Source organism: Methylobacterium indicum, assembly GCF_001043895.1.
GTDB lineage: Bacteria > Pseudomonadota > Alphaproteobacteria > Rhizobiales > Beijerinckiaceae > Methylobacterium > Methylobacterium indicum.
The window spans coordinates 1-22,083 of record NZ_JTHF01000182.1; the positions used below are offsets into that span (position 1 = coordinate 1).

The 22,083-nt window shown below is 72.0% G+C and carries 18 protein-coding genes; 9 read left to right on the forward strand and 9 right to left on the reverse strand.

What is annotated here, in order from left to right:
- Positions 1-59: 59 nt before the first annotated feature.
- Both QR78_RS20880 and erpA read right to left on the reverse strand, forming a co-directional pair.
- Positions 60-1,991, reverse strand: coding sequence for a hypothetical protein (locus tag QR78_RS20880; protein WP_053221017.1), 1,932 nt, complete (start codon positions 1,989-1,991; stop codon positions 60-62).
- Between the two features lie 32 nt (positions 1,992-2,023).
- Positions 2,024-2,350 (reverse strand): iron-sulfur cluster insertion protein ErpA, encoded by a 327-nt coding sequence (gene erpA / locus QR78_RS20885; protein WP_048429502.1) that lies wholly within the window; start codon positions 2,348-2,350, stop codon positions 2,024-2,026.
- 89 nt (positions 2,351-2,439) lie between these two features.
- On the opposite strand from erpA, the gene QR78_RS20890 reads away from it, so the two are divergent.
- On the forward strand, positions 2,440-3,726 hold the full coding sequence (locus QR78_RS20890; RefSeq protein ID WP_048429503.1) for a deoxyguanosinetriphosphate triphosphohydrolase: 1,287 nt from the start codon (positions 2,440-2,442) through the stop codon (positions 3,724-3,726).
- A gap of 16 nt (positions 3,727-3,742) precedes the next feature.
- Here QR78_RS20890 and QR78_RS20895 read toward each other — a convergent pair whose 3' ends face one another.
- Complete coding sequence (locus tag QR78_RS20895) at positions 3,743-4,165, reverse strand: GNAT family acetyltransferase (protein WP_048429504.1); 423 nt, start codon at positions 4,163-4,165, stop codon at positions 3,743-3,745.
- A gap of 90 nt (positions 4,166-4,255) precedes the next feature.
- On the opposite strand from QR78_RS20895, the gene QR78_RS20900 reads away from it, so the two are divergent.
- The 3 genes from QR78_RS20900 (at position 4,256) to QR78_RS20910 (ending at position 9,507) form a co-directional block, all read left to right on the forward strand.
- On the forward strand, positions 4,256-5,029 hold the full coding sequence (locus tag QR78_RS20900; protein ID WP_048429505.1) for a cyclase family protein: 774 nt from the start codon (positions 4,256-4,258) through the stop codon (positions 5,027-5,029).
- A gap of 458 nt (positions 5,030-5,487) precedes the next feature.
- Complete coding sequence (locus QR78_RS20905; protein WP_082172131.1) at positions 5,488-7,851, forward strand: Hint domain-containing protein; 2,364 nt, start codon at positions 5,488-5,490, stop codon at positions 7,849-7,851.
- Between the two features lie 15 nt (positions 7,852-7,866).
- Positions 7,867-9,507 (forward strand): glycosyltransferase, encoded by a 1,641-nt coding sequence (locus QR78_RS20910; RefSeq protein WP_048429507.1) that lies wholly within the window; start codon positions 7,867-7,869, stop codon positions 9,505-9,507.
- Here the strand turns inward: QR78_RS20910 and QR78_RS20915 are convergent.
- The gene (locus QR78_RS20915; protein WP_048429508.1) at positions 9,462-10,379 is read right to left on the reverse strand and encodes a LysR family transcriptional regulator; all 918 of its coding nucleotides are present in this window, start codon (positions 10,377-10,379) and stop codon (positions 9,462-9,464) included. The two genes, QR78_RS20910 and QR78_RS20915, sit on opposite strands and share 46 nt — an antisense overlap.
- 93 nt (positions 10,380-10,472) lie before the next feature.
- Between QR78_RS20915 and QR78_RS20920 the strand changes: the two genes are divergently transcribed.
- The gene (locus QR78_RS20920; protein WP_048429509.1) at positions 10,473-11,972 is read left to right on the forward strand and encodes a CoA-acylating methylmalonate-semialdehyde dehydrogenase; all 1,500 of its coding nucleotides are present in this window, start codon (positions 10,473-10,475) and stop codon (positions 11,970-11,972) included.
- Between the two features lie 313 nt (positions 11,973-12,285).
- The gene (locus QR78_RS20925) at positions 12,286-13,428 is read left to right on the forward strand and encodes an isobutyryl-CoA dehydrogenase (RefSeq protein ID WP_048429510.1); all 1,143 of its coding nucleotides are present in this window, start codon (positions 12,286-12,288) and stop codon (positions 13,426-13,428) included.
- A gap of 12 nt (positions 13,429-13,440) precedes the next feature.
- Here QR78_RS20925 and QR78_RS20930 read toward each other — a convergent pair whose 3' ends face one another.
- Both QR78_RS20930 and QR78_RS20935 read right to left on the reverse strand, forming a co-directional pair.
- Positions 13,441-13,728 carry a helix-turn-helix domain-containing protein gene (locus tag QR78_RS20930; RefSeq protein WP_048429511.1) on the reverse strand — a complete coding sequence of 96 codons (288 nt, stop codon included), beginning with the start codon at positions 13,726-13,728 and terminating at the stop codon, positions 13,441-13,443.
- 67 nt (positions 13,729-13,795) lie between these two features.
- Positions 13,796-14,080 (reverse strand): BrnT family toxin, encoded by a 285-nt coding sequence (locus tag QR78_RS20935; protein WP_048429512.1) that lies wholly within the window; start codon positions 14,078-14,080, stop codon positions 13,796-13,798.
- A 59-nt stretch (positions 14,081-14,139) separates the two neighbouring features.
- On the opposite strand from QR78_RS20935, the gene mmsB reads away from it, so the two are divergent.
- The gene (mmsB, locus tag QR78_RS20940; RefSeq protein WP_048429513.1) at positions 14,140-15,027 is read left to right on the forward strand and encodes a 3-hydroxyisobutyrate dehydrogenase; all 888 of its coding nucleotides are present in this window, start codon (positions 14,140-14,142) and stop codon (positions 15,025-15,027) included.
- Between the two features lie 247 nt (positions 15,028-15,274).
- Here the strand turns inward: mmsB and shc are convergent, their stop codons facing one another.
- The 3 genes from shc to QR78_RS20955 form a co-directional block, all read right to left on the reverse strand.
- Entirely contained in the window at positions 15,275-17,212 is a 1,938-nt protein-coding gene (gene shc, locus QR78_RS20945) for a squalene--hopene cyclase (RefSeq protein ID WP_089504235.1), read from the reverse strand.
- A gap of 50 nt (positions 17,213-17,262) precedes the next feature.
- Complete coding sequence (locus QR78_RS20950; RefSeq protein WP_053221018.1) at positions 17,263-17,820, reverse strand: TetR/AcrR family transcriptional regulator; 558 nt, start codon at positions 17,818-17,820, stop codon at positions 17,263-17,265.
- Positions 17,821-18,016: 196 nt separating this feature from the next.
- On the reverse strand, positions 18,017-18,931 hold the full coding sequence (locus QR78_RS20955) for an outer membrane protein (RefSeq protein WP_048429515.1): 915 nt from the start codon (positions 18,929-18,931) through the stop codon (positions 18,017-18,019).
- A 216-nt stretch (positions 18,932-19,147) separates the two neighbouring features.
- On the opposite strand from QR78_RS20955, the gene QR78_RS20960 reads away from it, so the two are divergent.
- On the forward strand, positions 19,148-20,584 hold the full coding sequence (locus QR78_RS20960) for a cobyric acid synthase (protein ID WP_048429524.1): 1,437 nt from the start codon (positions 19,148-19,150) through the stop codon (positions 20,582-20,584).
- Between the two features lie 129 nt (positions 20,585-20,713).
- Positions 20,714-22,081: a DUF1800 domain-containing protein gene (locus QR78_RS20965; RefSeq protein WP_048429516.1), complete on the forward strand. Its 1,368-nt coding sequence runs from the start codon at positions 20,714-20,716 to the stop codon at positions 22,079-22,081.
- Positions 22,082-22,083: the final 2 nt, after the last annotated feature.

Here is a 22,083-nt window from a genome sequence, read left to right on the forward strand (position 1 = left end):
GCAAACGGGCGGGGCCGGGGGGAGGGGAGACCTCGTCCCGGCCCCGCCCGTTTGCAGCGTCACTCCGCCGTCGCGGTCACGGTCAGGCGGTCGAAGATCTTGCCCGGGCTCGGGGCGGTGCTGAAATCCATCAGCCCGAGGCCGGCCGGGTCCTTGGCGGCGGCGCTGACCGAGAGGCGGCCGGGCTTGACCACGAAGCGCGACACCGCCTGGCCGAGGGCCTTGGCGGAGGGCGAGCCGCCGAGCACGGCCGGGATCCCCAGCATCGCGGCCGTGCCGTATTCGCGCTGCAGCTCCTCCGGCTTCAGGCTCTGGGCCTTGGCCTGCTGGTCGACGAAGCGCTGGAACAGGCCGCCATTCTCCAGGGTGAGCCCGAGGGACTTGGCGCTGGCCCCGAGCAGCGCCAGGGACGAGACCATCGGCTCGGGATCGAACACCTCCTTGCCGATCCCGCCGATCGTGCCGGTGATCCGGGCGGTACCCATGTCCTTGCCGGTCAGCGTCACGTCGCGCAGGGTCAGCTCGCGGGCGGCCTCGTCCCAGCGGGCATCCACGATGCCCGAGAGATCGAGGCTGGCGTAGCCGAGCCCGGCGAGGTCGGCGAGGAGCGGCGCCGTGGTGCCGGGCGGGATCGCGCCGGTGAGGCCGTCCACGGTGAGGCGCGAGGCGGTCGGCACCCCGTCGCGCGGCTCGCTCATCGCGAGGCTGCCGCTGCGCAGGGCGAAGCGCAGCGGGCCCGAGGCCTGGAGCGGGTCCGCGCCCGGAGCTTGGGCCGGGAGATCGACGTCGAGGTCGTTGACGGCGATGCGGGCCAGCGCCGGGGCGTAGCGGCGCAGCTCGGCCGGATCGAGCGGCCCGGCCGCGGCGCGGCGCAGGCCGTCCAGCACCGGCTTGAGGGACAGGCCCGACAGGGTCAGCCCCTTGAGCGCGACGCGGCCGGCCGGCGCCTCGACGGCCAGGCCCTCGACCCGCATCTCGCCGAGCGCGGGCTGGCCGGCCTTGACCTCGCCCTTGACCTCACCGGCCTTGCCTTCGCCGACCTTGCCTTCGCCGACCTTGGCCTCGCCGTCCGGCGCATAGGTCAGGCGCGCCAGGCTCGCCTGGACCGGCATCGGCTTGGCCCCGGGGCCGCCCGGGGAAGCGGCCGGCCCGCCCGGCACCGCCAGGGTGATGCCGCTGATCTCGAGGCCGCCGATGGCCACGCCGTCCATCAGGTCGGCGGCGAGGCCCGCCATGCGCGCGCGTTCCGGCGCGTCCTTGCGGCCGGCCCCCTCCGCGAGCGCCCGGGCGGTCTCGCCCCACGGGATCGTCGTCGGCCGGCCGGTGAGGTCGCGGGCGTCGATGCGGGCGATGCGGAACGCCGCTCCGTCGGGGCCGGAGAGCGCGATGTCCTCGGCGGTGACGCCGGCATAGACCCGGACCGGTGCCGCGTCGGGCCCGCCGGGCTCGGCGAGGAGGCGCGCGAGGCCCGGCAGGTCGAGCTCGCGGATGCTCAGGCGGCCATAGGCGCCGGCCGCGTCCGGCCCCGGACCCTCGACCGTCAGGGTGGCGCCGCCGGCCTCCAGGATGCCGATCCGGCCCGCCGTCACGTCCCGGGCCACGACGTCGTGGTAGACCGCGACCTGCACCCGCCCGCCCGCCGGCTGCTCGACCCGCAGGACCGGAATCACGATCTCGCGGGCGTCGAGCTTGTCGAGGCGCGTGCGCCACGGCGCGGGGCCGGCCGGATCCAGGATCGCCCGCGCCTCGTCGCGCGACAGCGCGGTGCCGCGCAGCTCCACCTTCGGCGCCTTGAGGGTGACGGGGCCGAGGGGCAGCACCACCTCGTCGAGGGCGACCGCTCCGGCCTGTCCGGCGCTCGGCGCGGGATTCTGGGCGAGCGCCGGGGTGGCGAGGAGCGGCACGGTCGCCGGCAGGGCGGCGGCCAGCGTCGCGCAGGCGACGACACCGAGCGCGGCCCGGGCCACGCCCGTTGTCAGTGAGCGGGTCATGGCGGAACGTCCCGGAAGAATGGCAGGCGAGGTTACAGGGAGAACGAGGTGCCGCAGCCGCAGGAGGCGGTGGCCTGCGGGTTCTCGATCTTGAACGACTGGCCGATCAGGTCGTTGACGAAGTCGATCGTCGCGCCCTCCATGTACGGCAGGGAGGTCGGGTCGACCAGCACGGTCGCGCCGTCGCGCTCCACCGCGAGGTCGTCGTCGGTGCGGTCCTTCGCGATGTCGAAGGCGTACTGGAACCCGGAGCAGCCGCCGCCATTCACGCTGATGCGCAGCATCGAGCCCGGAGGCTCGGCGCCCATGATCTCGTTGATGCGGCGGGCGGCGCGGGACGTCAGGGTGATCGGGGTCATCGACGGCTTCTCGGGTGGGGGTCCGGCGTGCGATGGCAACATAAGAAGTGGGGCCGTGCGCCGCAACCGCGGCGCAGGCGTGGGACGGGATGCCGCCGGTGCGGCGCGGAACGGCGCGAGGGGGAGCGAACGTGAGACGGACAGGCGAGCGCTGGCGGGCCCCCTACGGCAGCGACCCTGCCGCGTCGCGCGGACGGCTGATCGCGGAACCCGCCTCGCCGACCCGCAGCGACTTCCAGCGCGACCGCGACCGGATCGTCCACTCGGCCGCCTTCCGGCGGCTCAAGCACAAGACGCAGGTCTTCGTCCACCACGAGGGCGACCATTACCGCACCCGCCTGACCCACACCCTGGAGGTGAGCCAGATCGCCCGGGCGCTCGCCCGCGCGCTCGGCCTCGACGAGGACCTGGCCGAGGCGCTGGCGCTGGCCCACGACCTCGGCCACACCTGCTTCGGCCATACCGGCGAGGATGCGCTGCACGCCTGCATGGCCGAGCATGGCGGCTTCGACCACAACGCCCAGGCCCTGCGGCTGGTGACCCGGCTCGAGCGCCGCTACGCCACCTTCGACGGGCTCAACCTGACCTGGGAGACCCTGGAAGGCCTCGTCAAGCACAACGGCCCGCTCCTGACCCGCGACGGGCGGCCGACGCCGCATTATGCCGAGGGCGGCATCCCGGTGGCGATCACCGAGTACAATGCCCTCAACGACCTCGAACTCGCGACCTTCGCGGGGCCCGAGGCCCAGGTCGCGGCGCTCGCCGACGACATCGCGTACGACGCCCACGACCTCGACGACGGATTGCGCGCCGACCTGTTCGGCCTCGACGACCTCAACGAGGTGCCGTTCCTCGCCGGCCTCCTCGACGAGATCCGCACCACCTATCCGGGCCTGGAGCGCTCGCGGGTGGTCCACGAGCTCGCCCGCCGGGTCATCACCCGCTTCGTCGAGGACGTCATCGCCGAGGCCGAGCGGCGCCTCGCCGCCCTGCAGCCGGCGGATGCCGCCGCGATCCGCCACGCCGCCGCCCCGGTGGTCGCCTTCTCCGAGCCGATGGCGGCGGCCGACCGGGACATCAAGACTTTCCTGTTCGCCCGGATGTACCGCCATCCCGGCGTGATGGCGGTGCGCCGCCGGGCCGCCGCGATCGTCGAGGATCTCTTCTCCACCTTCCGCCGCGACCCGACCCGGATGCCCGAGGAATGGAGCGCGGGCCTCGTCGGTCCCGACGACCCCCGCACCCCCCGCCGCGTCGCCGACTTCATCGCCGGCATGACCGACAACTACGCGGTGAGCCAGCACCGCCGGCTCTTCGCCGAGACGCCGGACCTGCACTGGGTGATCTGGCCGGGGCGGGAGGGGGGAGGGGAGTAGCCGGGCGCGACGGGTCTCACGCCGTCGCGATCACCTTCTGGAGGCAGACGGCATTCGTGTCGCGGTAGCCGAGGTGGTCGTAGAATCCGAGCACGCCCTCGTTCTCCCGGCGCACCAGGAGCTGCACCTTCCAGACGCCCCGCGCGGCGAGCCACGCCTCCGCCGCCGCGACCATGGCGCGCCCGAGCCCGCTGCCCTGGTGCTCGGGCGCCACCGCCACGTAGTAGAGCCAGCCGCGGTGCCCGTCCTCGCCGGCCATCGCGGTGGCGGCGAGCGACCCCTCCACCTCCGCCACAAGGACGGTGCCGTGCGGCCCCCGCCGGGCGAAGGCGATGTCGGTGGCCGGGTCGTTCCAGGGCCGCGCCACGCCGGCCGCGTGCCACAGGGCGATCACCGCCGGCACGTCGGCATCCTCGATGGGGCGGATCGTCGGCGTCATGCGGGGTCCTTCTCGTGGCCGGGCGGGTCCCTTGCCAGGACCGTGTGACGGGAGGATGCAGGCCGCTACACCATCGCAGGAGCCGCCGGAATGCCCCGACTGATCGACCTCTCCATCGCGATCGAGAACGACGTGCCGGCCGACCCGCCGTTCCAGCGCCCGACCGTGACCTACATGGACCACGCGACCTCCGCCCCGATGGTCGCCGGGCTGTTTCCGGGCCTCGAGCCCGAGGACCTGCCGGACGGCCAGGGCTGGGCGGTCGAGAGCGTGCAGCTCACCACCCATAACGGCACCCATCTCGACGCGCCCTGGCACTACCACCCGACCATGGATGGCGGCGCCCGGGCGATCACCATCGACGAGGTGCCCCTCGACTGGTGCTACCGGCCCGGCGTGAAGCTCGATTTCCGCCACCTGCCCGACGGCCACGTCGTGACCCCCGACGAGATCGACCGCGAGCTCGCCCGCATCGGCCACGTTTTGAAGCCCTTCGACATCGTGCTGGTGAACACGGGCGCCGGCGCCCGTTTCGGGCAGGCCGACTACGTCGATTCCGGCTGCGGCATGGGCCGGGCCGCGACCCTGCACCTGACCGGGAAGGGCGTGCGCGTCGTCGGCACCGACGCCTGGAGCTGGGACGCCCCCTTCTCCCACACCGCCCGCCGCTACGCCGCCACCGGGGACGCCAGCCTGATCTGGGAGGGCCACAAGGCCGGACGCGAGGCCGGCTACTGCCAGATCGAGAAGCTCGCCAACCTGGAGGCGCTGCCGGCGACGGGTTTCACGGTCGCGTGCTTCCCGGTGAAGATCAAGGGTGCCTCGGCGGGCTGGACCCGGGCGGTGGCGATCCTGGGGGAGTAGGCCCGACGGGCATCGGGCGCGAGAACCGTCTGGAATCGAGGCAGCACATGTCGACCGCTTTCGTCGATTCGAGGGCCATCCGGGAGATCCTGCGAGAGCGACGGGCTCCGCAGGCCGAGAATGTCCCGGTGCGGTCGACTGATCTCGCGCGTCCTTCGCATGGCCGTGCCGTCCGGTGTCGGGCGCGACGCCGCGGTAACGGGCGGTCGCTTGGCGAGAGGTCGTAAGCACGTCTCGCCGCACATTCGTGAGTAGTCGATGCAGCGGGGCCGGTTGTCGATGGCCTGCGGCGGCAATGCGACGACGGACGGCATCGCAATTCCGATTATTTCTGCAACGTAAAATTTTTGTTTCGACCCATTTATTGCGCAGCGTTAGCCGGCGTCGGATGGATATACGTATTGTTGCGTCAAGAAGGTGCGAATAAATTTTGGCGTATTGTTTGGTGTTCGGACGCGATGGCGTGGCCGTTCGGCAACAGACGACCGGCGCGCACCGTCGCAGACTTCATTCTCCCGAAAGGATATGCTTTCACGGTGGGGTTATGGTCATCCGCCTGGGACACAGCGCATGACCGCTGGAGCGACCTATTCATGGCGATCACGCGCGTTTCGACCTCAGCCGATGGCCGGCAGGCATTCGCGCCGCCCACGTCTCCCGGAGGAGCGCCGCAGCCGGCACGCAGCACCGGGTTCGTGTTCTCACCGGACGGGACGAAGATCGTCTTCGCGAGCGACGCGTCGAACCTGGTGCCGGACGACACCAACGGCATCACCGACATCTTCATCAAGGATCTCGCCTCGAACACGGTGTCGCGCGTCTCGACCGCGGCCAATGGTGCACAGGCGGTCACTCGCGGCGACGGCTTCGGCGGCGGCAGCAGCGGGCCGACGATCTCGTCCGACGGCACGAAGGTCGCTTTCGAAAACTTCGGCACGACCCTGTCGCCCGGCGCCCCGTTCGCGAGCAACATCCTGGTCAAGGATCTCAGTACCGGCGCGCTCACGAACGTCACGGCCAGCCTCGACCGGGACGGCGTCACCGGTAGCAATGCGCAGCAACAGTTCTCGCCCGATGCGCGCAGCATCGCGTTCAGCCGCGTCGAATATCCGACGCCGACGGCGACCGGGGGCAATCCGACCTACTCCTACAGCCTGTACGCGAAGAACCTCCAGACCGGGGCGCTGACCAGGCTTGATACGACACAGGCTGGTGCGCCCGCGAACGACGCGAGCGCCGGCCTGGCCTTCTCGCCGGACGGTTCCAAGGCGGCCTTCTGGAGTAACGCCACGAACCTCGTCCCCGGCGACGACAACGGCGTGCGCGACATCTTCGTGAAGGATCTTCGGTCGGGTGCCCTGACGCGGGTCTCGACGGCAGCCGACGGCACACAGGCCGACGGCGCGAGCCGGCAGCCGGTCTTCTCGCCCGACGGGACGAAGCTCGCGTTCACGAGCGTCGCCGGCAACCTCGTTCAGGGCGACACCAACCGGGACGACGACGTGTTCGTCAAGGACCTCGTCACGGGCGCGATTCAGCGCGTCTCGACGACCTCGGGCAACGCGCAGGTCGACAGCCCTGACAGCAGGGAGATTTTTCCGGGCAACGTTCAACAATCCAGTAAATTCATCAGCTACTACGGGAGCGAGTATCCGGCCTTCTCGCCCGACGGTGCCCGGATCGCCTTCGCCAGCGACGCGGCCGACGTCGTGCCGGGCGACACCAACAACGCGAGCGACATCTTCATCAAGGATCTGACGACGGGCTCGGTCACCCGCGTCACCGAGACGCTGAGCCGGAACCCGACCGACAGCGGCGCCTTCGCTCCTCGCTTCTCGCCGGATGGAACGAGGATCGCTTTCGCCAGCATCGACGCGAACGTCATCCCGGGGCAGACCGGCAGCAACGTCGACATCTTCGTCGCCGACGTCGCCTGCTACGTCGCCGGGACCCGCATCGCCACCGCGGCGGGCGAGACCGCGGTCGAGGATCTGGCGATCGGCGACCGGCTGGTCACCGCCTCCGGCTCACTGCGACCGATCAAGTGGATCGGCCGACGCAGCTACGGGGGGCGCTTCGCCGCTGCCAACCCGGACGTCCTGCCGATCACGATCGCGGCGGGCGCCCTCGGCGGCGGGCTGCCGCGGCGCGACCTGCGGATCTCGCCGCAGCACGCGATGCTCCTCGACGGGGTGCTCGTGCCGGCCAAGCACCTGGTCAACGGGGCGTCGATCACCCAGGCAGGCCACATCGACGCGGTGCAGTACCTCCACGTCGAGCTCGACAGCCACGACGTGATCCTGGCAGAGGGAGCGCCGTCCGAGACGTTCGTCGACGACGACAGCCGCGCCATGTTCCACAATGCCCGTGAATTCGCCGCCCTGTATCCCGAGGCCCCGGCGGTCGCGGCGCTGTATTGCGCCCCGCGGATCGAAGGCGGCCACGCCCTCGCGGCGATCCGTGGACGCCTCGCCGTCCTGGCCGGCCTCGCGTCGCCGGAGCCGGGGCGAGGTGTCCTGCGCGGTGCCGTCGACCTCGTCTCCGATGGCGTGCTGCACGGCTGGGCGCACGATGCCGCCTATCCGATCGGACCGGTCTGCGTCGTGGTGCGGATCGACGGCCGTATCGTCGCCGAGATTCTGGCCGACCGGCACCGGGCCGACGTGGCGGCGGAGGGCATCGGGTTGGGCTGCCACGGCTTTGCCCTGCGGCTCCCGGCCGAGTTCCGTGACGGGCGGGAGCACGACATCACCGTGTGCCGGGCCGCGGACGACGCTCCGGTGGCTCGCCGGCGGCTCGTCCTGGCCGCCGATGCGGCCTGACGGGAGAGGCGCGCCGTGACCCTGCGCGGTCATCTCGACCGCGTCGAATGGAGCGGGCTCGTTGGCTGGGCCTGGGATCCGGAATTGCCGGCACGGCGGGTCGGGCTGGTGGTCACGGTCGGGGACGAGGTCATCGCGCGGGTGCTGGCCGACCGGCATCGCTGCGACCTGGAGGAGGCCGGCATCAGCGACGGGTGCGCCGGGTTCACCCTGTCCTTCGGCGAGCGCCTGTCGCCGCTCGCCCGCCATGTGATCGCGGTGCGGCGCGAGGGCGACGGTATCCACCTGCCCGGCTCGCCGGTGGTGCTCGAGCCGGCGGCCGCGTTCGAGGCAACGCGCGACGCGGTGGCGCGCCTGCTGTCCGCCCCGTGCGACGACGATGCGCTGGAGGAGCGTCTCGATTTCCTGGCGCGCGAGACCGAGGAGCTGCTACGGCGGCGCGCCGAGCGGATCGGCGGCGGGCCGGCGCGCCGGCCGCGCTGGCGGGCTCCGCCGGGGCAGGAGCCCACGCCGGAGCTCGGGCCGCGTGCCCTGGTGATCGACGATCACGTGCCGCGGCGCGAACGGGATGCCGGCTCGAGCGCGATTCTGTCCCATGCCCGTGCCCTGCATCGCCTCGGCTACGCCGTAAGCTTCGCGGCGGCCGATTCGGAGCCGGATGACGGCATCCTCGCGCGGGAGGGGATCGTCGGCCTCGGCCGGCCCTGGTACGCCTCGGTCGAGGAGATCCTGTCCCGCCACGCCGGCACTTTCGACGTCGTGTACCTCCACCGCCTCGCCAACGCCGCGCGGTATGGCGGCCTGGTCCGCCACCACCAGCCCAGGGCCCGCCTCGTCTACGCCGTTGCCGACCTGCATCACCTGCGCTTGGCCCGACAGGCGCTGGTGGAGGAGCGCCAGGACCTGTACGCCCTGGCCCGGCGCACCCGCGCCGCCGAGCTGAATGCGGCGCTGTGGGCCGATGCGGTCGTCACCCACTCGGCCGCGGAGGCGGATCTGCTGCGGCGCGACGTGCCGGCCGGGCGCGTCCACGTGGTTCCCTGGGAAGTTCCGGTCCGGCCGGGGGCCGTGCCGTTCTCCGAGCGGCGGGGCGTCGCATTCCTAGGCCATTACGGCCACGCGCCGAACGTCGATGCGGCCCAGCGCCTGGTCGAGGCGGTGATGCCGCTGGTCTGGGCCCGTGATCCGACCATCCCCTGCCTCCTCGCCGGTAGCCATATGCCTCCGGCCGTCCGCCGCCTCGCGCGGCCCGGGGTCGAGATCGTCGGGGCGGTCGCCGATCTCGGCCAGATCTTCGATCGGGTGCGCCTCACCGCGGCACCGCTCGCCTACGGGGCCGGCCTCAAGGGCAAGGTTCTCGACAGCCTGGCCGCAGGCCTGCCTTGCCTGTGCACGCCGGTGGCCGCGGAGGGACTCGACCTGCCCGATCCCCTGAACCGGCTTACCGCAGCGGACCCCCCTAGTTTTGCGGCGAACCTGATCGCCCTGCATGACGACGAGGCCCTCAACCAAGCCTGCGCCGGGGCCGGCCTCGCCTTCATCCAGCGCGCGGCCGGTCTGGAGGCAGTCGATGTCGCCCTGGCACGGGCCGTCGGCCGGACGGGGTTGTCTCAGGTGGGCGCGAACAGGTCCCGCTCCGCCTCGACCACCGCGTAGATGTGCTCCGCCACCGCCCGGATGCGGGCGAGGTCGCGGCTGTCGGCGTGCATCATCAGCCAGAAGCTGCGGGTGAGCGACACCGCATCCGGCAGCACGCCGGCGAGGTCCGGGCGTCCGGAGGCCATGAAGCAGGGCAGCACCGCCAGGCCGAGGCCCGCCACCGTCGCCTGGAGCTGGGCGTTGAGGTTCGCGCTGCGAAGCCGCGCCCCGGCCCCGGGGGCGACCTGCTGCAGGTAGTCGAGTTCCGGCGAGTAGAGCAGCTCGTCGATATAGCCGACGAAGCGGTGGCCCTCGAGGTCGCGCCGCTCGCGGATCGGCGGGTGCCGGGAGAGGTAGGCCGGGGCGGCGTAGAGCTTGAGCGCGTAGTCGGTGAGCTTGCGCCCGACGATGCGGCCCTCCGGCGGCAGGCTCAGCCCGATGGCGATGTCGGCCTCGCGCTTCGACAGGCTGAACAGCCGGGCCGTCGCCACGAGCTCGATGTCGAGCTGAGGGTGGCGCTCGATCAGGCCGGTCAGGCGGGGAGCCAGGAAGGCGCTGCCGAAGCCGTCCGGCGCGCCGATCCGCACCGTGCCGACCAGTTGCGAGGCCGCCCGGCCGATCGCCGCCTCGCCGTGGATGATCGCCGATTCGATCCCGTCGGCGGTGGCGACCAGCGCTAGCCCGGCTTGCGTCGCGGTATAGCCCGAGGCCCGGCGATGGAAGAGCTTTTCGGAGAGGCGCCGCTCCAGCCGGTCGATCCGCCGGATCACCGTCGCGTGGTCGACCCCGAGCCGGCGCGCCGCCGCCGAGACCGTGCCGGCCCGGTGCACCGCCAGCACGAAGCGGTAATCGTCCCACACGTCGCCCCTCGTCCCGTCCGGTTCCCGCATCCGCGCACACCCGTTCCGCTCCCACGCCCCTTCCGCTATGCGGATCGCCAGGGCAAGGTGGCCCCAAGACATCTGATCCAGGGAGGATCCCTCATGGCGCGCGAAGTCGGGCACTTCATCGGCGGCGAGCACGTTTCCGGCCGCTCGGGCCGCTTCTCCGACATCTACCAGCCGATGACCGGCGAGGTGATCGGGCGCCTGGCGCTGGCGAGCCGGGACGAGATGCGCGCGGCGATCGAGAACGCCGCCAAGGCGCAGATCGGGTGGGCCGCCACCAACCCGCAGCGCCGCGCCCGCGTGATGATGCGCTTCCTCGACCTCGTCGCCCGCGAGATGGACAGCCTCGCCGACCTGCTCGCCCGCGAGCACGGCAAGACCATCCCCGACGCCAAGGGCGACATCCAGCGCGGCGTCGAGGTGGTGGAATTCGCCTGCGGCATCCCGCACCTCCAGAAGGGCGAGTACACGGAAGGCGCCGGTCCCGGCATCGACATCTACTCGATGCGCCAGCCGCTCGGGGTCGTCGCCGGCATCACGCCGTTCAACTTCCCCGCCATGATCCCGATGTGGAAGTTCGCGCCCGCCATCGCCTGCGGCAACGCCTTCATTCTCAAGCCCTCGGAGCGCGATCCGGGCGTGCCGATGCGGCTCGCCGAGCTGATGATCGAGGCGGGGCTGCCGGCCGGCATCCTCAACGTCGTCAACGGCGACAAGGAAGCCGTGGATGCGATCCTCGACGACGACATCATCCAGGCGGTCGGCTTCGTCGGCTCCTCCGACATCGCCCAGTACGTCTATGCGCGGGCGACCGCGACGGGCAAGCGCGCCCAGTGCTTCGGCGGCGCCAAGAACCACATGATCATCATGCCGGACGCCGACATGGACCAGGCGGTCGATGCCCTGATGGGCGCCGGCTTCGGCTCGGCCGGCGAGCGCTGCATGGCGGTGTCGGTGGCGGTGCCGGTCGGCGAGAAGACCGCCGACGCCCTGATGAGCAAGCTGATCCCGCGGGTCGAGAGCCTGAAGATCGGCCCGTCCACCGATCCGAGCGCCGATTACGGCCCGCTCGTCACCAAGGCGGCGCTCGAGCGGGTGCGCAACTACGTGGAGATCGGTGTTCAGGAAGGCGCCAAGCTCGCGGTCGACGGCCGGGCCTTCAAGATGCAGGGCTACGAGAACGGCTTCTACATGGGCGGCTGCCTGTTCGACCACGTGACGCCGGAGATGCGGATCTACAAGGAAGAGATCTTCGGGCCCGTGCTGTCGGTGGTGCGGGCCAAGGACTACGCGGAGGCCCTGCGGCTCCCCAACGAGCACGAATACGGCAACGGCGTCGCGATCTTCACGCGCGACGGCGACGCGGCCCGCGACTTCGCCGCCAAGGTCCAGGTCGGCATGGTCGGCATCAACGTGCCGATCCCGGTGCCGCTGGCCTACTACACCTTCGGCGGCTGGAAGCGCTCGGGCTTCGGCGACCTCAACCAGCACGGGCCGGACGCGGTGCGCTTCTACACCAAGACCAAGACGGTCACCCAGCGCTGGCCGTCGGGGGTGAAGGAAGGCGCGCAGTTCTCGATGCCGGTGATGCAGTAGGGGCCGCTGGACCTGCGGGAGCCATCCGGCTCCCGCGAGAGGCACGGGTTTCTCTCCTCTCCCCGCGGGCGGGGAGAGGGCCGAACCCTCGTTCAGAGGGTTCGGCAAGCCCGCAGGGCGAGGGTGAGGGGGTCTCGACGGGTGAGGCTCCCCCGGAAACACCCCCTCACCCTCGCTCCGGCTACGCCTCCGCTTGCTGCGTCTCCTGAACGGAGACACAGCCCTCTCCCCGCCCGCGGGGAGAGGAGAAACCCGCGCCAGTCCGAGGCCGGGTACAGACAATAATCAACACAGAACGGGAGGAACCGCCGCCATGACCCTGTTCACCCTCCCCGAGGACCAGATCGCCATCCGCGACATGGCGCGCAGCTTCGCGGCCGAGCGGATCGCCCCGCACGCCCTCGACTGGGACGCGCGCAAGCATTTCCCCCTCGACGTGCTGCGGGAGGCCGCCGCCCTCGGCATGGGCGGGATCTACGTGTCCGAGGAGCATGGCGGTTCGGGGCTGACCCGGCTCGACGCCGCCCTGATCTTCGAGGCCCTGAGCCTCGGCTGCCCGACGGTGGCGGCGTTCCTGTCGATCCACAACATGGCCGCCTGGATGATCGACCGGTTCGGGTCGGAGACCCAGCGGGCGCGCCTCCTGCCGGGCCTGTGCCGGATGGACCAGGTCGCCGCCTATTGCCTGACCGAGCCGGGTTCGGGCTCGGACGCCGCGTCGCTGCGCACCACCGCGCGGCGCGACGGCGACCATTACATCCTCGACGGCGCCAAGCAGTTCATCTCGGGCGCCGGCGCGGCCGATTGCTACGTGACGATGGTCCGCACCGGCGAGGCGGGGCCGAAGGGCATCTCGACCCTGGTCGTGCCCGCCGACGCGCCCGGCCTGTCCTTCGGGCCGAACGAGCGCAAGATGGGCTGGAACGCCCAGCCGACCCGGGCGGTGATCTTCGAAGGGTGCCGCGTGCCGGTCGAGAACCGCCTCGGCGAGGAGGGGATCGGCTTTCGCATCGCCATGGCGGGGCTCGATGGCGGCCGGCTCAACATCGGCGCCTGCTCGCTCGGCGGCGCACAAGCGGCGCTGGACAAGAGCCTCGCCTACATGGCCGAGCGCAAGGCCTTCGGGAAGCGCCTCGACGAGTTCCAGGCGCTGCAATTCCGCCTCGCCGACATGGCGACCGAACTGGAGGCCGCGCGTGCGCTCCTCTACGGCGCCGCAGCCAGCCTCGACCGCAAGGATCCCGACGCCACCCAGCGTTCGGCCATGGCCAAGCGCTTCGCCACCGATACCGGCTTCCGGGTCGCCAACGAGGCGCTCCAGCTCCATGGCGGCTACGGCTACCTGTCGGAATACGGGGTGGAGAAGATCGTCCGCGACCTGCGGGTGCACCAGATCCTGGAAGGCACCAACGAGATCATGCGGGTGATCGTGGCGCGGGGCCTGGTGGGGAACTGAGGCATGACCGCGTCAGGCGGGACGCGCCGCGAGGGCCCGACTGACTCCCTCGGGATCGTGCGCGATGACGGTCAGGTAGGCCTGGGCGGGCTGATCCGGAATTGTGCGGCCCTGCTCCCAGTCCCGCAGAGTGCCGAGCGGGATGTGATAGCGCGCGGCGAATTCTTCCTGGGTCAGCGCCAGGGCCCGCCGCAGCGTGCGGATTCGGGGCACGCGCCGGGCGCTGGCCGCGCCCTCCGGGCTCGTCGGGCGCGCGTCGGGATCGGCCGCCGCGGCGCTCGCAACCTGCTCATCGCTCATCGGCCGCAGCGGTGCCGGCGCGAACGGTGTCTCGCTCCCGTCCTGGTGGCACCGCACCACACTGCCGTCAGGCCGAATTCTCGCGGAAATAACGGTCTCGCTCATGTCGCTCTGCCCGTCGCGCGGAGATCAGGCGGATCTCCTCCCCGCGTTCCGTATAGGTCACGAACAGGATGACGCCGTCACACATGCCGAGCATGTTGATGCGCTCCTCGCCGTAACCCTCCCTGTCGTCGATTTGCTCGACGGCGAAGGGATCCCGGAACGCCATCAGGGCGGTCTCGAACGCAACGCCGTGCCGGCGCAGGTTCGAATCCGCCTTCCGTTCATCCCAGGTGAACCGGTTCGCCATGGATGTACGGATTCTCCGTAGTCGCTTCAATCAACCACACGGCAAGACGGAAGACAACGATGACGCAGATCGCATTCCTGGGCCTCGGCAACATGGGCGGGCCGATGGCCGCCAACCTCGTCGCGGCGGGCCACGCCGTGGCGGGCTTCGACCTGATGCCCGACGCCCTCGACGCCGCCCGCGCGGCCGGGGTCACGGTGGCGTCGAGCGCCGAGGCCGCGGTGGCGGGCGCCGAGATCGTCGTCACCATGCTGCCGGCGGGGCGTCACGTGCTGGCGGTCTACGACGCGGTGCTGCCGCACGTCGCCCCCGGCGCCCTGATGATCGACTGCTCGACGATCGACGTCGCCAGTGCCCGGGCGGCCCACGACAAGGCGCAGGGACGCGGGCTTGCAAGCCTCGACGCCCCGGTCTCCGGCGGCGTCGGCGGCGCCAAGGCGGCGACCCTGACCTTCATGGCGGGCGGCTCCCCGGACGCCTTCGCCCGGGCCGAGCCGATCCTCGCCAAGATGGGCCGCAAGGTCGTGCATTGCGGCGAGGCCGGCGCCGGCCAGGCGGCCAAGATCTGCAACAACATGATCCTCGGCATCTCGATGATCGGCGTCGCCGAGGCCTTCGTGCTGGCGGAAAAGCTCGGCCTGTCGCACCAGGCGCTGTTCGACGTCGCCTCGACCTCGTCGGGCCAGTGCTGGTCGCTCACCACCTATTGCCCGGTCCCGGGCCCGGTGCCGACCTCGCCCGCCAACACCGACTACAAGCCGGGCTTCGCCGCCGCCCTGATGCTGAAGGACCTGCGGCTCGCCCAGGAAGCCGCCGCGGGGGCCGGCGCCGCGACGCCGCTCGGCGCGCAGGCGGAAGCGATCTACGCCGCCTTCGAGGCGGTGGGGCAGGGCGGCACCGACTTCTCCGGCATCATCCGCCACCTGCGCGAGGCGGAACGCGACTAGAGCATTTTCCGACGAAGCGGATGCCGGCTCGTCGAGGACAATGCGGCTCAATCAAAGGCCTGAGCAGATTTCGCCGAAGTGGTTACCGGGTCGGCGCCGAAAATCTGCGACAAAACAAGAACCTAAGCGGGCGAAGCGTCGGCCTGCCAACGCAAGTCTGCTTAGAAAGCTTCGCGATGGCAACGCGATCGTGAAGTGCTCCAGGCCGAAGAGGCGTCCGGCCGCCGCCGGTCGCCCCTCCGTCGGCTCAGAAGCCGAAGCTGACCTCGCGGCTGTTGCCGCGCTGCAGGTTGTGGAGGCGCGACAGGGCGAGGAGCGGGAAGAACAGCCGGTAGCCGTGGTACTTGAGATAGAACACCTTGGGGAAGCCGACCGCGTTGTAGGAGCGCTCCTGCCACTCGCCGTCCGCCCCTTGCGTGTTCTGCAGATAGGCGGCGCCCCGCATCACCGCCGGATGGTCGGCCTGCCCGGCCGCCATCAGGCCGAGCATCGCCCAGGCGGTCTGCGAGGGCAGGCTCTCCGCGTTCTCGACGTAGCGGCGCAGGTCGTAGCTGCGCTCGTCCTCGCCCCAGCCGCCATCCGGGCGCTGGATCGCGACCAGCCACGCCACGGCCCGGCGCATCATCGGGTCGTCGTGCGGCACGCCGGCGGCGTTGAGGGCGCAGAGCACCGACCACGTCCCGTAGATGTAGTTGGTGCCCCAGCGGCCGTACCAGCTGCCGTCCCGCTCCTGCTCCGCCCGCAGGTAGGCCAGGGCCCGGTCGATGACCGGCCGGTCCTCCGCGTGGCCGAGCTGCGCCAGGAACGAGACGCAGCGTCCCGTCACGTCGGCGGTCGGCGGATCGAGCAGCGCGCCGTGGTCGGCGAACGGGATGTGGTTGAGGAACTCGCGGTCGTTGTCGGCGTCGAAGGCGCCCCAGCCGCCGTTCCGGCTCTGCAGCCCCACGATCCAGCGCCGCGCCTTCTCGATCGCCTCGGCATGCTCGGGCCGGCCGTTGCGGTGGAGCAGCATGGCGACCACGGCGGTGTCGTCCACGTCGGGATAATGGTCGTTGCGGTACTGGAAGGCCCAGCCGCCGGCTTGCGCCTCCGGCCGGGTCACCGCCCAGTCCCCCCGCACGTCGGTGATCTGGCGCGCCGCCAGCCAGTCGCAGGCCGCGTCCAGCTCCCGGGTGCCCTCGACGCCGCCGCTGCGCAGCGCCTCGATCATCGCGTGGCCCGACAGGCTGGTGTCCCAGACCGGTGAGACGCAGGGCTGGCAGTAGACCTCGTCGTCCGTCTCCACGAGCAGCTTGTCGATCGACCGCCAGATCGTGACGTGGCGCGGGTCGTCGGCGGGGCAGCCGAGGGCGTCCATCATCATCAGGGCGTAGGCCATGGCCGGGTAGATCGCCCCGAGGCCGTCGTCGCCGTTCAGGCGCTCCTCCACGAAGGCGACGGCCTTGGCGATGGCGCTCCCCCGGGCGATCCTCGAGAAGGCGGGCTCGGCCCAGCGCAGGATCGTGTCGATCGCCTTGAACGCCACCCCCCAGCGCGAGCGGTAGGGGCCGCGGATCCAGTCGTTCACCTGCTCCGGCGGCGTCCGGAAGATCTCCGCGAAGGTCACGCCGCGCGGGTTGCGGGCGCGCGGCTTCACCGCCTGGAGCACGAGGAGCGGCACCACGCAGGTACGGGCCCAGTACGACATCGCCCAGATGTTGAAGACGAACCAGCGGGGCAGGTGCATGATCTCGACCGGCATCACCGGCACGCCGCGCCACGGCAGGGCGCCGAACAGCGCCAGCTGGATGCGGGTGAAGACGTTGGCGCGCTCGGCCCCGCCATGGTCGAGGATGGCGCGACGGGCCCGCACCATGTGGGGCGCCTGCGGATCGTCGCCGATGGCCTTGAGGGCGCAATAGGCCTTCACGCTGGCCGAGAGGTCGAAGGCCCCGGCATGGAACATCGGCCAGCCGCCGTGCTCGCCCTGGATGCGCCGCAGGTAGGTGCCGATCCGGGCCTGCCGCTCGGGCGTGATCCGGTCCATGTAGTGCTCGAGGAGCACGTACTCGGCCGGGATGGTGGCGTCCGCCTCCAGCTCGAACACCCAATGCCCGTCGCGGTTCTGTCGGCGCTGCAGGGCGCGGCCGGCGCCGGCGATGCTGCGCAGGATCTCGGCCGCGGAGAAGCGGGGTTGGGTCGTCATCGTCATGCTCGTGAGGGGCCGCGAAGCGGTTCGAGGGTGGGGTGCGCCCGTCAGGCGCGGGTGAGGGAGAGGAGCCGCTCGACCACGGCGGCCCGGTGCTCCGGGCTCATCGGGTAGAGCCCGCAGGCCTCCGAGACCCAGAGGCCGTCGGCGGCGAGGCGCAGCAGGCTCGCCTGGACCGGATCGGCCTCGGCGAGGTCCTGGGCGATCAGCCGCTCGGCGACCTCCTGCCAGCGGCGCATCAGGGCCGGATCGAACAGGAAGGCCGCCGCGACGACGACGCCGAGCCGGTTCTCCTCCGCGGCGGAGTTGGCGGAGGCGTTGATGAAGGCGCGGGTCCGCCGCCCGCGCGGATCCGGATCGTCCGCGGCGAAGCGCTCCATCTCGGCCTCGAAGCGTTCGACCAGATCGGCCATCAGGACCGTGAGCAGCTCCGCCTTGGTGCGGAAATGGTGCAGGAGGGCGCCCTTGCTGGCGCCCGCCTGCCGGGCCACCGCCTCGAGCGTCAACGCCTGCACGCCGTCCTGCAGGATGATCTGCGCCGCGGCCCGGAGCAGACTCTGCTTCAGGTCGGCCGCCTTCTGGATCTGTGCCGGGGAAACACCCATGCTTGGCGCACTACCGTCCGGACGGTCTCTCGTCAAGCTCTGCCATTGGATCGAGGTCGCCGCGTCGACGGCCGTGCCGCCCGATCCGGAGTCCGGGAGCGGAACGCAAAAACGGCCGCCTGGCGGGTGCCGGCGGCCGTCGAAGGGAGCGGGCCCGTACCGGGCCCGCCATAGCGGCTCAGCCGATCCGGGTGGATCAGAGGCCGTTGAACTTGTAGCTGAAACCGGCGCGCACGAGGTTGCCCTCGGTGTGGAAGCGCGAGGTGTAGGAGCCGCGCGGCTGGGCGCCGACGCCCCCGTTCACCGCGAGGCCGGTGTTGTTCACCAGCACGTTGCGGCTGCCGAGGTCGTAGTGCAGGTACTCGGCCTTCACCGTCACCGCCTCGGACTTCACGCCGATGAGGCTGAGCACGCTGAAGCGCGAGAAGATCGAGTCGGTCGGCAGGGCGTACTCGATGCCGCCGCCATAGGCGTAGCCGGTCGCGATGTCGTTGTAGCGGCCGGTATAGGCGAGCGCGAGCGGCGGGGTGGCGCCGGCCGTGGTGTAGAAGTTGGCGCGGTAGTCGACGCCGCCATAGGCGAAGCCGCCCATGCCGTACACGAAGACGCGGTCGAAGGCGTAGCCGACGCGGCCCACGACGGTGCCGAGCCAGGACAGCTCCTGCCGGAAGGCGCTCGGGTCCGAGAAGCCGTTATTCGCGGCGAGCTGCGGGCCGAGGTAGAAGGTGTTCTTGTGGATGTCGTTCCAGGCCCAGTCGGCCTGGACGCCGACCACGAAGCCCGAGCCCGGCGTGAACTGGTAGTTGTAGCCGAAGCCGCCGCCGATGTTGGCGAGGCCGTCCTGCTCGTTGCGCACCACCGGCGGGCGGCGCAGGGTCGCGACGTTGCCGATCGTGTTGGTCGGCGCGAAATCGTTGCCGAGCGTGGTGATGCGCTGGCGGTCGGTGAAGGTGTAGTCGGTGTGCAGGCCGCCGTAGAAGCCGGTCCAGGTGAAGACCGGGACGGGGGTGAAGACCGGCGGCGGGGCGACGCGGCGCGGCAGGTCGGCGGCGGCGGCCGCCCCGGCGAGGAGGGTCGCGGCGGAGCCGGCGAGCAGGAAGGACTTGAGCACTGGACCACGCCTCGGTTGGACGGATATGTGGCGCCACGCTAGCTTGGGCGTGGCCGAACGCCTATGACCGCCGCGCCACACCGGCCGCGGCACCGTCGAGGTTTGCTGAATTTTTTCCGGATCGCGCCGCGGCGGCGCGGCCCCGTCACCCGGAGCACCGATGCGCGTGGGAAAGCGGCCGACCGTCGGAGGCGTCGCGTGAGCGCCCGGTCCCTGATGATCCAGGGCACCGGCTCGGATGTCGGCAAGTCGCTGATCGTCGCCGGGCTCGCCCGCCTCTATGCCCGCCGGGGCCTCAGGGTCAGGCCGTTCAAGCCGCAGAACATGTCGAACAACGCCGCCGTCACGGCCGATGGCGGCGAGATCGGGCGCGCCCAGGCGCTCCAGGCCCGGGCCGCGGGCGTCGCGCCCTCGGTCCACATGAACCCGGTGCTCCTCAAGCCCCAGAGCGAGATCGGCTCGCAGGTGGTGGTGCAGGGCCGCATGGTCGGCACGGCCCGGGCCCGGGAGTACCAGGACTGGAAGCCGCGCCTGCTCGCCGCGGTCGTCGAGAGCTTCGGGCGCCTGCGGGCGGAATCCGACCTCGTCCTCGTCGAGGGCGCGGGCTCGGCCTCCGAGGTCAACCTGCGCCGGGGCGACATCGCCAATATGGGATTTGCCCGCGCCACCGGCACCCCGGTGATCCTCCTCGGCGACATCGACCGCGGCGGGGTGATCGCGAGCCTCGTCGGCACGAAGGCGGTGATCGACCCGGAGGATGCCGCGATGGTCCGCGGCTTCCTCGTCAACCGCTTCCGCGGCGACCCCGCGCTGTTCTCCGACGGGATGCGCCTCATCGCCGAGCGCACCGGCTGGGAATCCCTGGGGCTGATCCCGCACTTTCCCGAGGCGGCGCGGCTGCCGGCCGAGGACGTGCTGGGGCTCAGGGGCGCCGAGCGGCCGGGGGGCAAGGTCGTGGCGGTGCCGGTCCTGCCCCGCATCGCCAATTTCGACGATCTCGACCCCCTGCGGGCCGAACCCGGGGTGAGCGTGGTCCTGGTCGAGCCCGGCCGGCCGATCCCCGCCGGGGCCGACCTCGTGCTGCTGCCGGGCTCGAAGACCACGATCCCCGACCTCGCCTTCCTGCGCGCGCAGGGCTGGGACGTCGACATCCTGGCCCATCGCCGCCGCGGCGGGCGGGTGCTCGGCCTGTGCGGCGGCTACCAGATGCTCGGCACGTCCTTGAGCGACCCGCACGGCATCGAGGGCCCGCCCGGCACGGTGGCGGGCCTCGGCCTCCTCGACGTCGCGACGGTGCTCACGCCCGAGAAGCGGCTGGCGGCGGCCCGCGGCGTCAGCCTGCCGGACGAGACGCCGTTCACCGGCTACGAGATGCATGTGGGTGAGACCGCCGGGCCCGACGCGGCGCGCCCGCTCGTCCGCCTCGCCGACGGCCGACCCGACGGCGCGGTCTCGGCCGACGGGCTCGTCTGCGGCACCTACGTGCACGGCCTCTTCGCCGACGAGGGCCAGCGCGCCCTGTGGCTGTCCCGCCTCGGCGCCGCGCCGGGGCCGGAGGCCTACGAGGCGGTGATCGAGCGGGTGCTCGACCGGCTGGCCGACCATCTCGCGGCCCATGTCGACGCCGACCGGCTGCTCGCGCTCGCCGGCTGACCGGCAGCCCCGCCCGACCGCCAACGCCGGCTGCACCTTACGAAATCGTCATCTGCCGCTCAGCATCGGTTCAGCCCGCGCGGCGCGTCATGGCGGCCGGCCCGCGAGGGGTGGGCGAGGGTACGGGGCATGACGGTCGATCCGCGCCGGACGGCGCTCGCCCTCGGTCGGTTCGGGCTCGGCGCGCGCCCGGGCGACCTCGCTTCCGCGGAGCCGATCCGGGACGCCCTGCGTCGCGAGGTCCTGGCCGGCGCAGTCGCCGTGCCGAGCGGGCCGGACCTCGAAGCCGCGCCGACGCTGCTCTCGGCGCTGCGGGCCGAGGAGCAGGCACGCAAGCTCGCCCGGGAGGGCGCGCCGGAGGCGAGCCTGCCGGAGGGCCCGCCGGCGCCGCCGATCCAGGAGCGCGCCTACCGGGCCGAGGTCGCGGCCCGCCTCGCCCTGGCACAGGGCGCGCCGATCGGGTTTGCCGAGCGCCTGGTCTGGTTCTGGGCCAACCACTTCACCGTCTCGGTGGCGCGGGGCCCGCGGCTGCGGGTCAGCGCCGGGGCCTTCGAGCGCGAGGCGATCCGCCCGCACGTCTTCGGGCGCTTCCGCGACCTCCTGCTCGCCGCCGCCACCCATCCGGCGATGCTGATCTACCTCGACAACGTCGCCTCGGTCGGCCCGAACTCGCCGGCCGGCCAGCGTCGGCAGAAGGGCCTCAACGAGAATCTCGGCCGCGAGATCCTGGAGCTGCACACCCTCGGGGCCGGGGGCGGCTACGGCCAGGACGACGTGACGGCGCTCGCCCGCATCCTCACCGGCTGGTCGCTCACGCGCGAGGGCAATGCCGAGGGCCTGCCCGGCGCGACCGCCTTCCGCCGCGGCGAGCACGAGCCCGGCGCCGTGACGCTGCTCGGCCGCACCTACCTCGATGTCGGGCCCGAGCAGCTGCGGCTCGCGCTCGCCGACCTCGCCGCCCATCCGGCCACCGCCCGCCACGTCGCCCTGCGGCTCGCCCGCCACTTCGTCGCCGACGATCCGCCTCCCGCCCTCGTGGCGCGCCTCGCCCAGACCTTCCTCGACCAGGACGGCGACCTCGCCCGCGTGTCGCTGGCGCTGGTCGAGGCGCCGGAGGCCTGGGACCCGGTGCAGCGCAAGGTGCGCTCGCCGCAGGAATTCATGGTCGCGGCGATGCGCGGGCTCGGCCTCGCCGCGGACCCGCGGGTGGTGATGGCAGGGCTCGCGAGCCTCGGCCAGCCCTATTGGGCGGCCGCGGCCCCGAACGGCTACCCGGACGAGGCGGGCGCCTGGGCCGCGCCCGAGGGCCTGCGGGCCCGCCTCGACCTCGCCGCCCGGGCCGGCCAGCTCGCCGCCGGCACCGATCCGCTCGCCCTCGCCGATGCGGTGCTCGGCCCGCTCGCCACCGACGAGACCCGCACGGCACTCCGCCGGGCGGAAAGCCGGGCGCAAGGGATCGCCCTGCTGCTGATGGCGCCCGAGTTCCAGCGACGGTGACA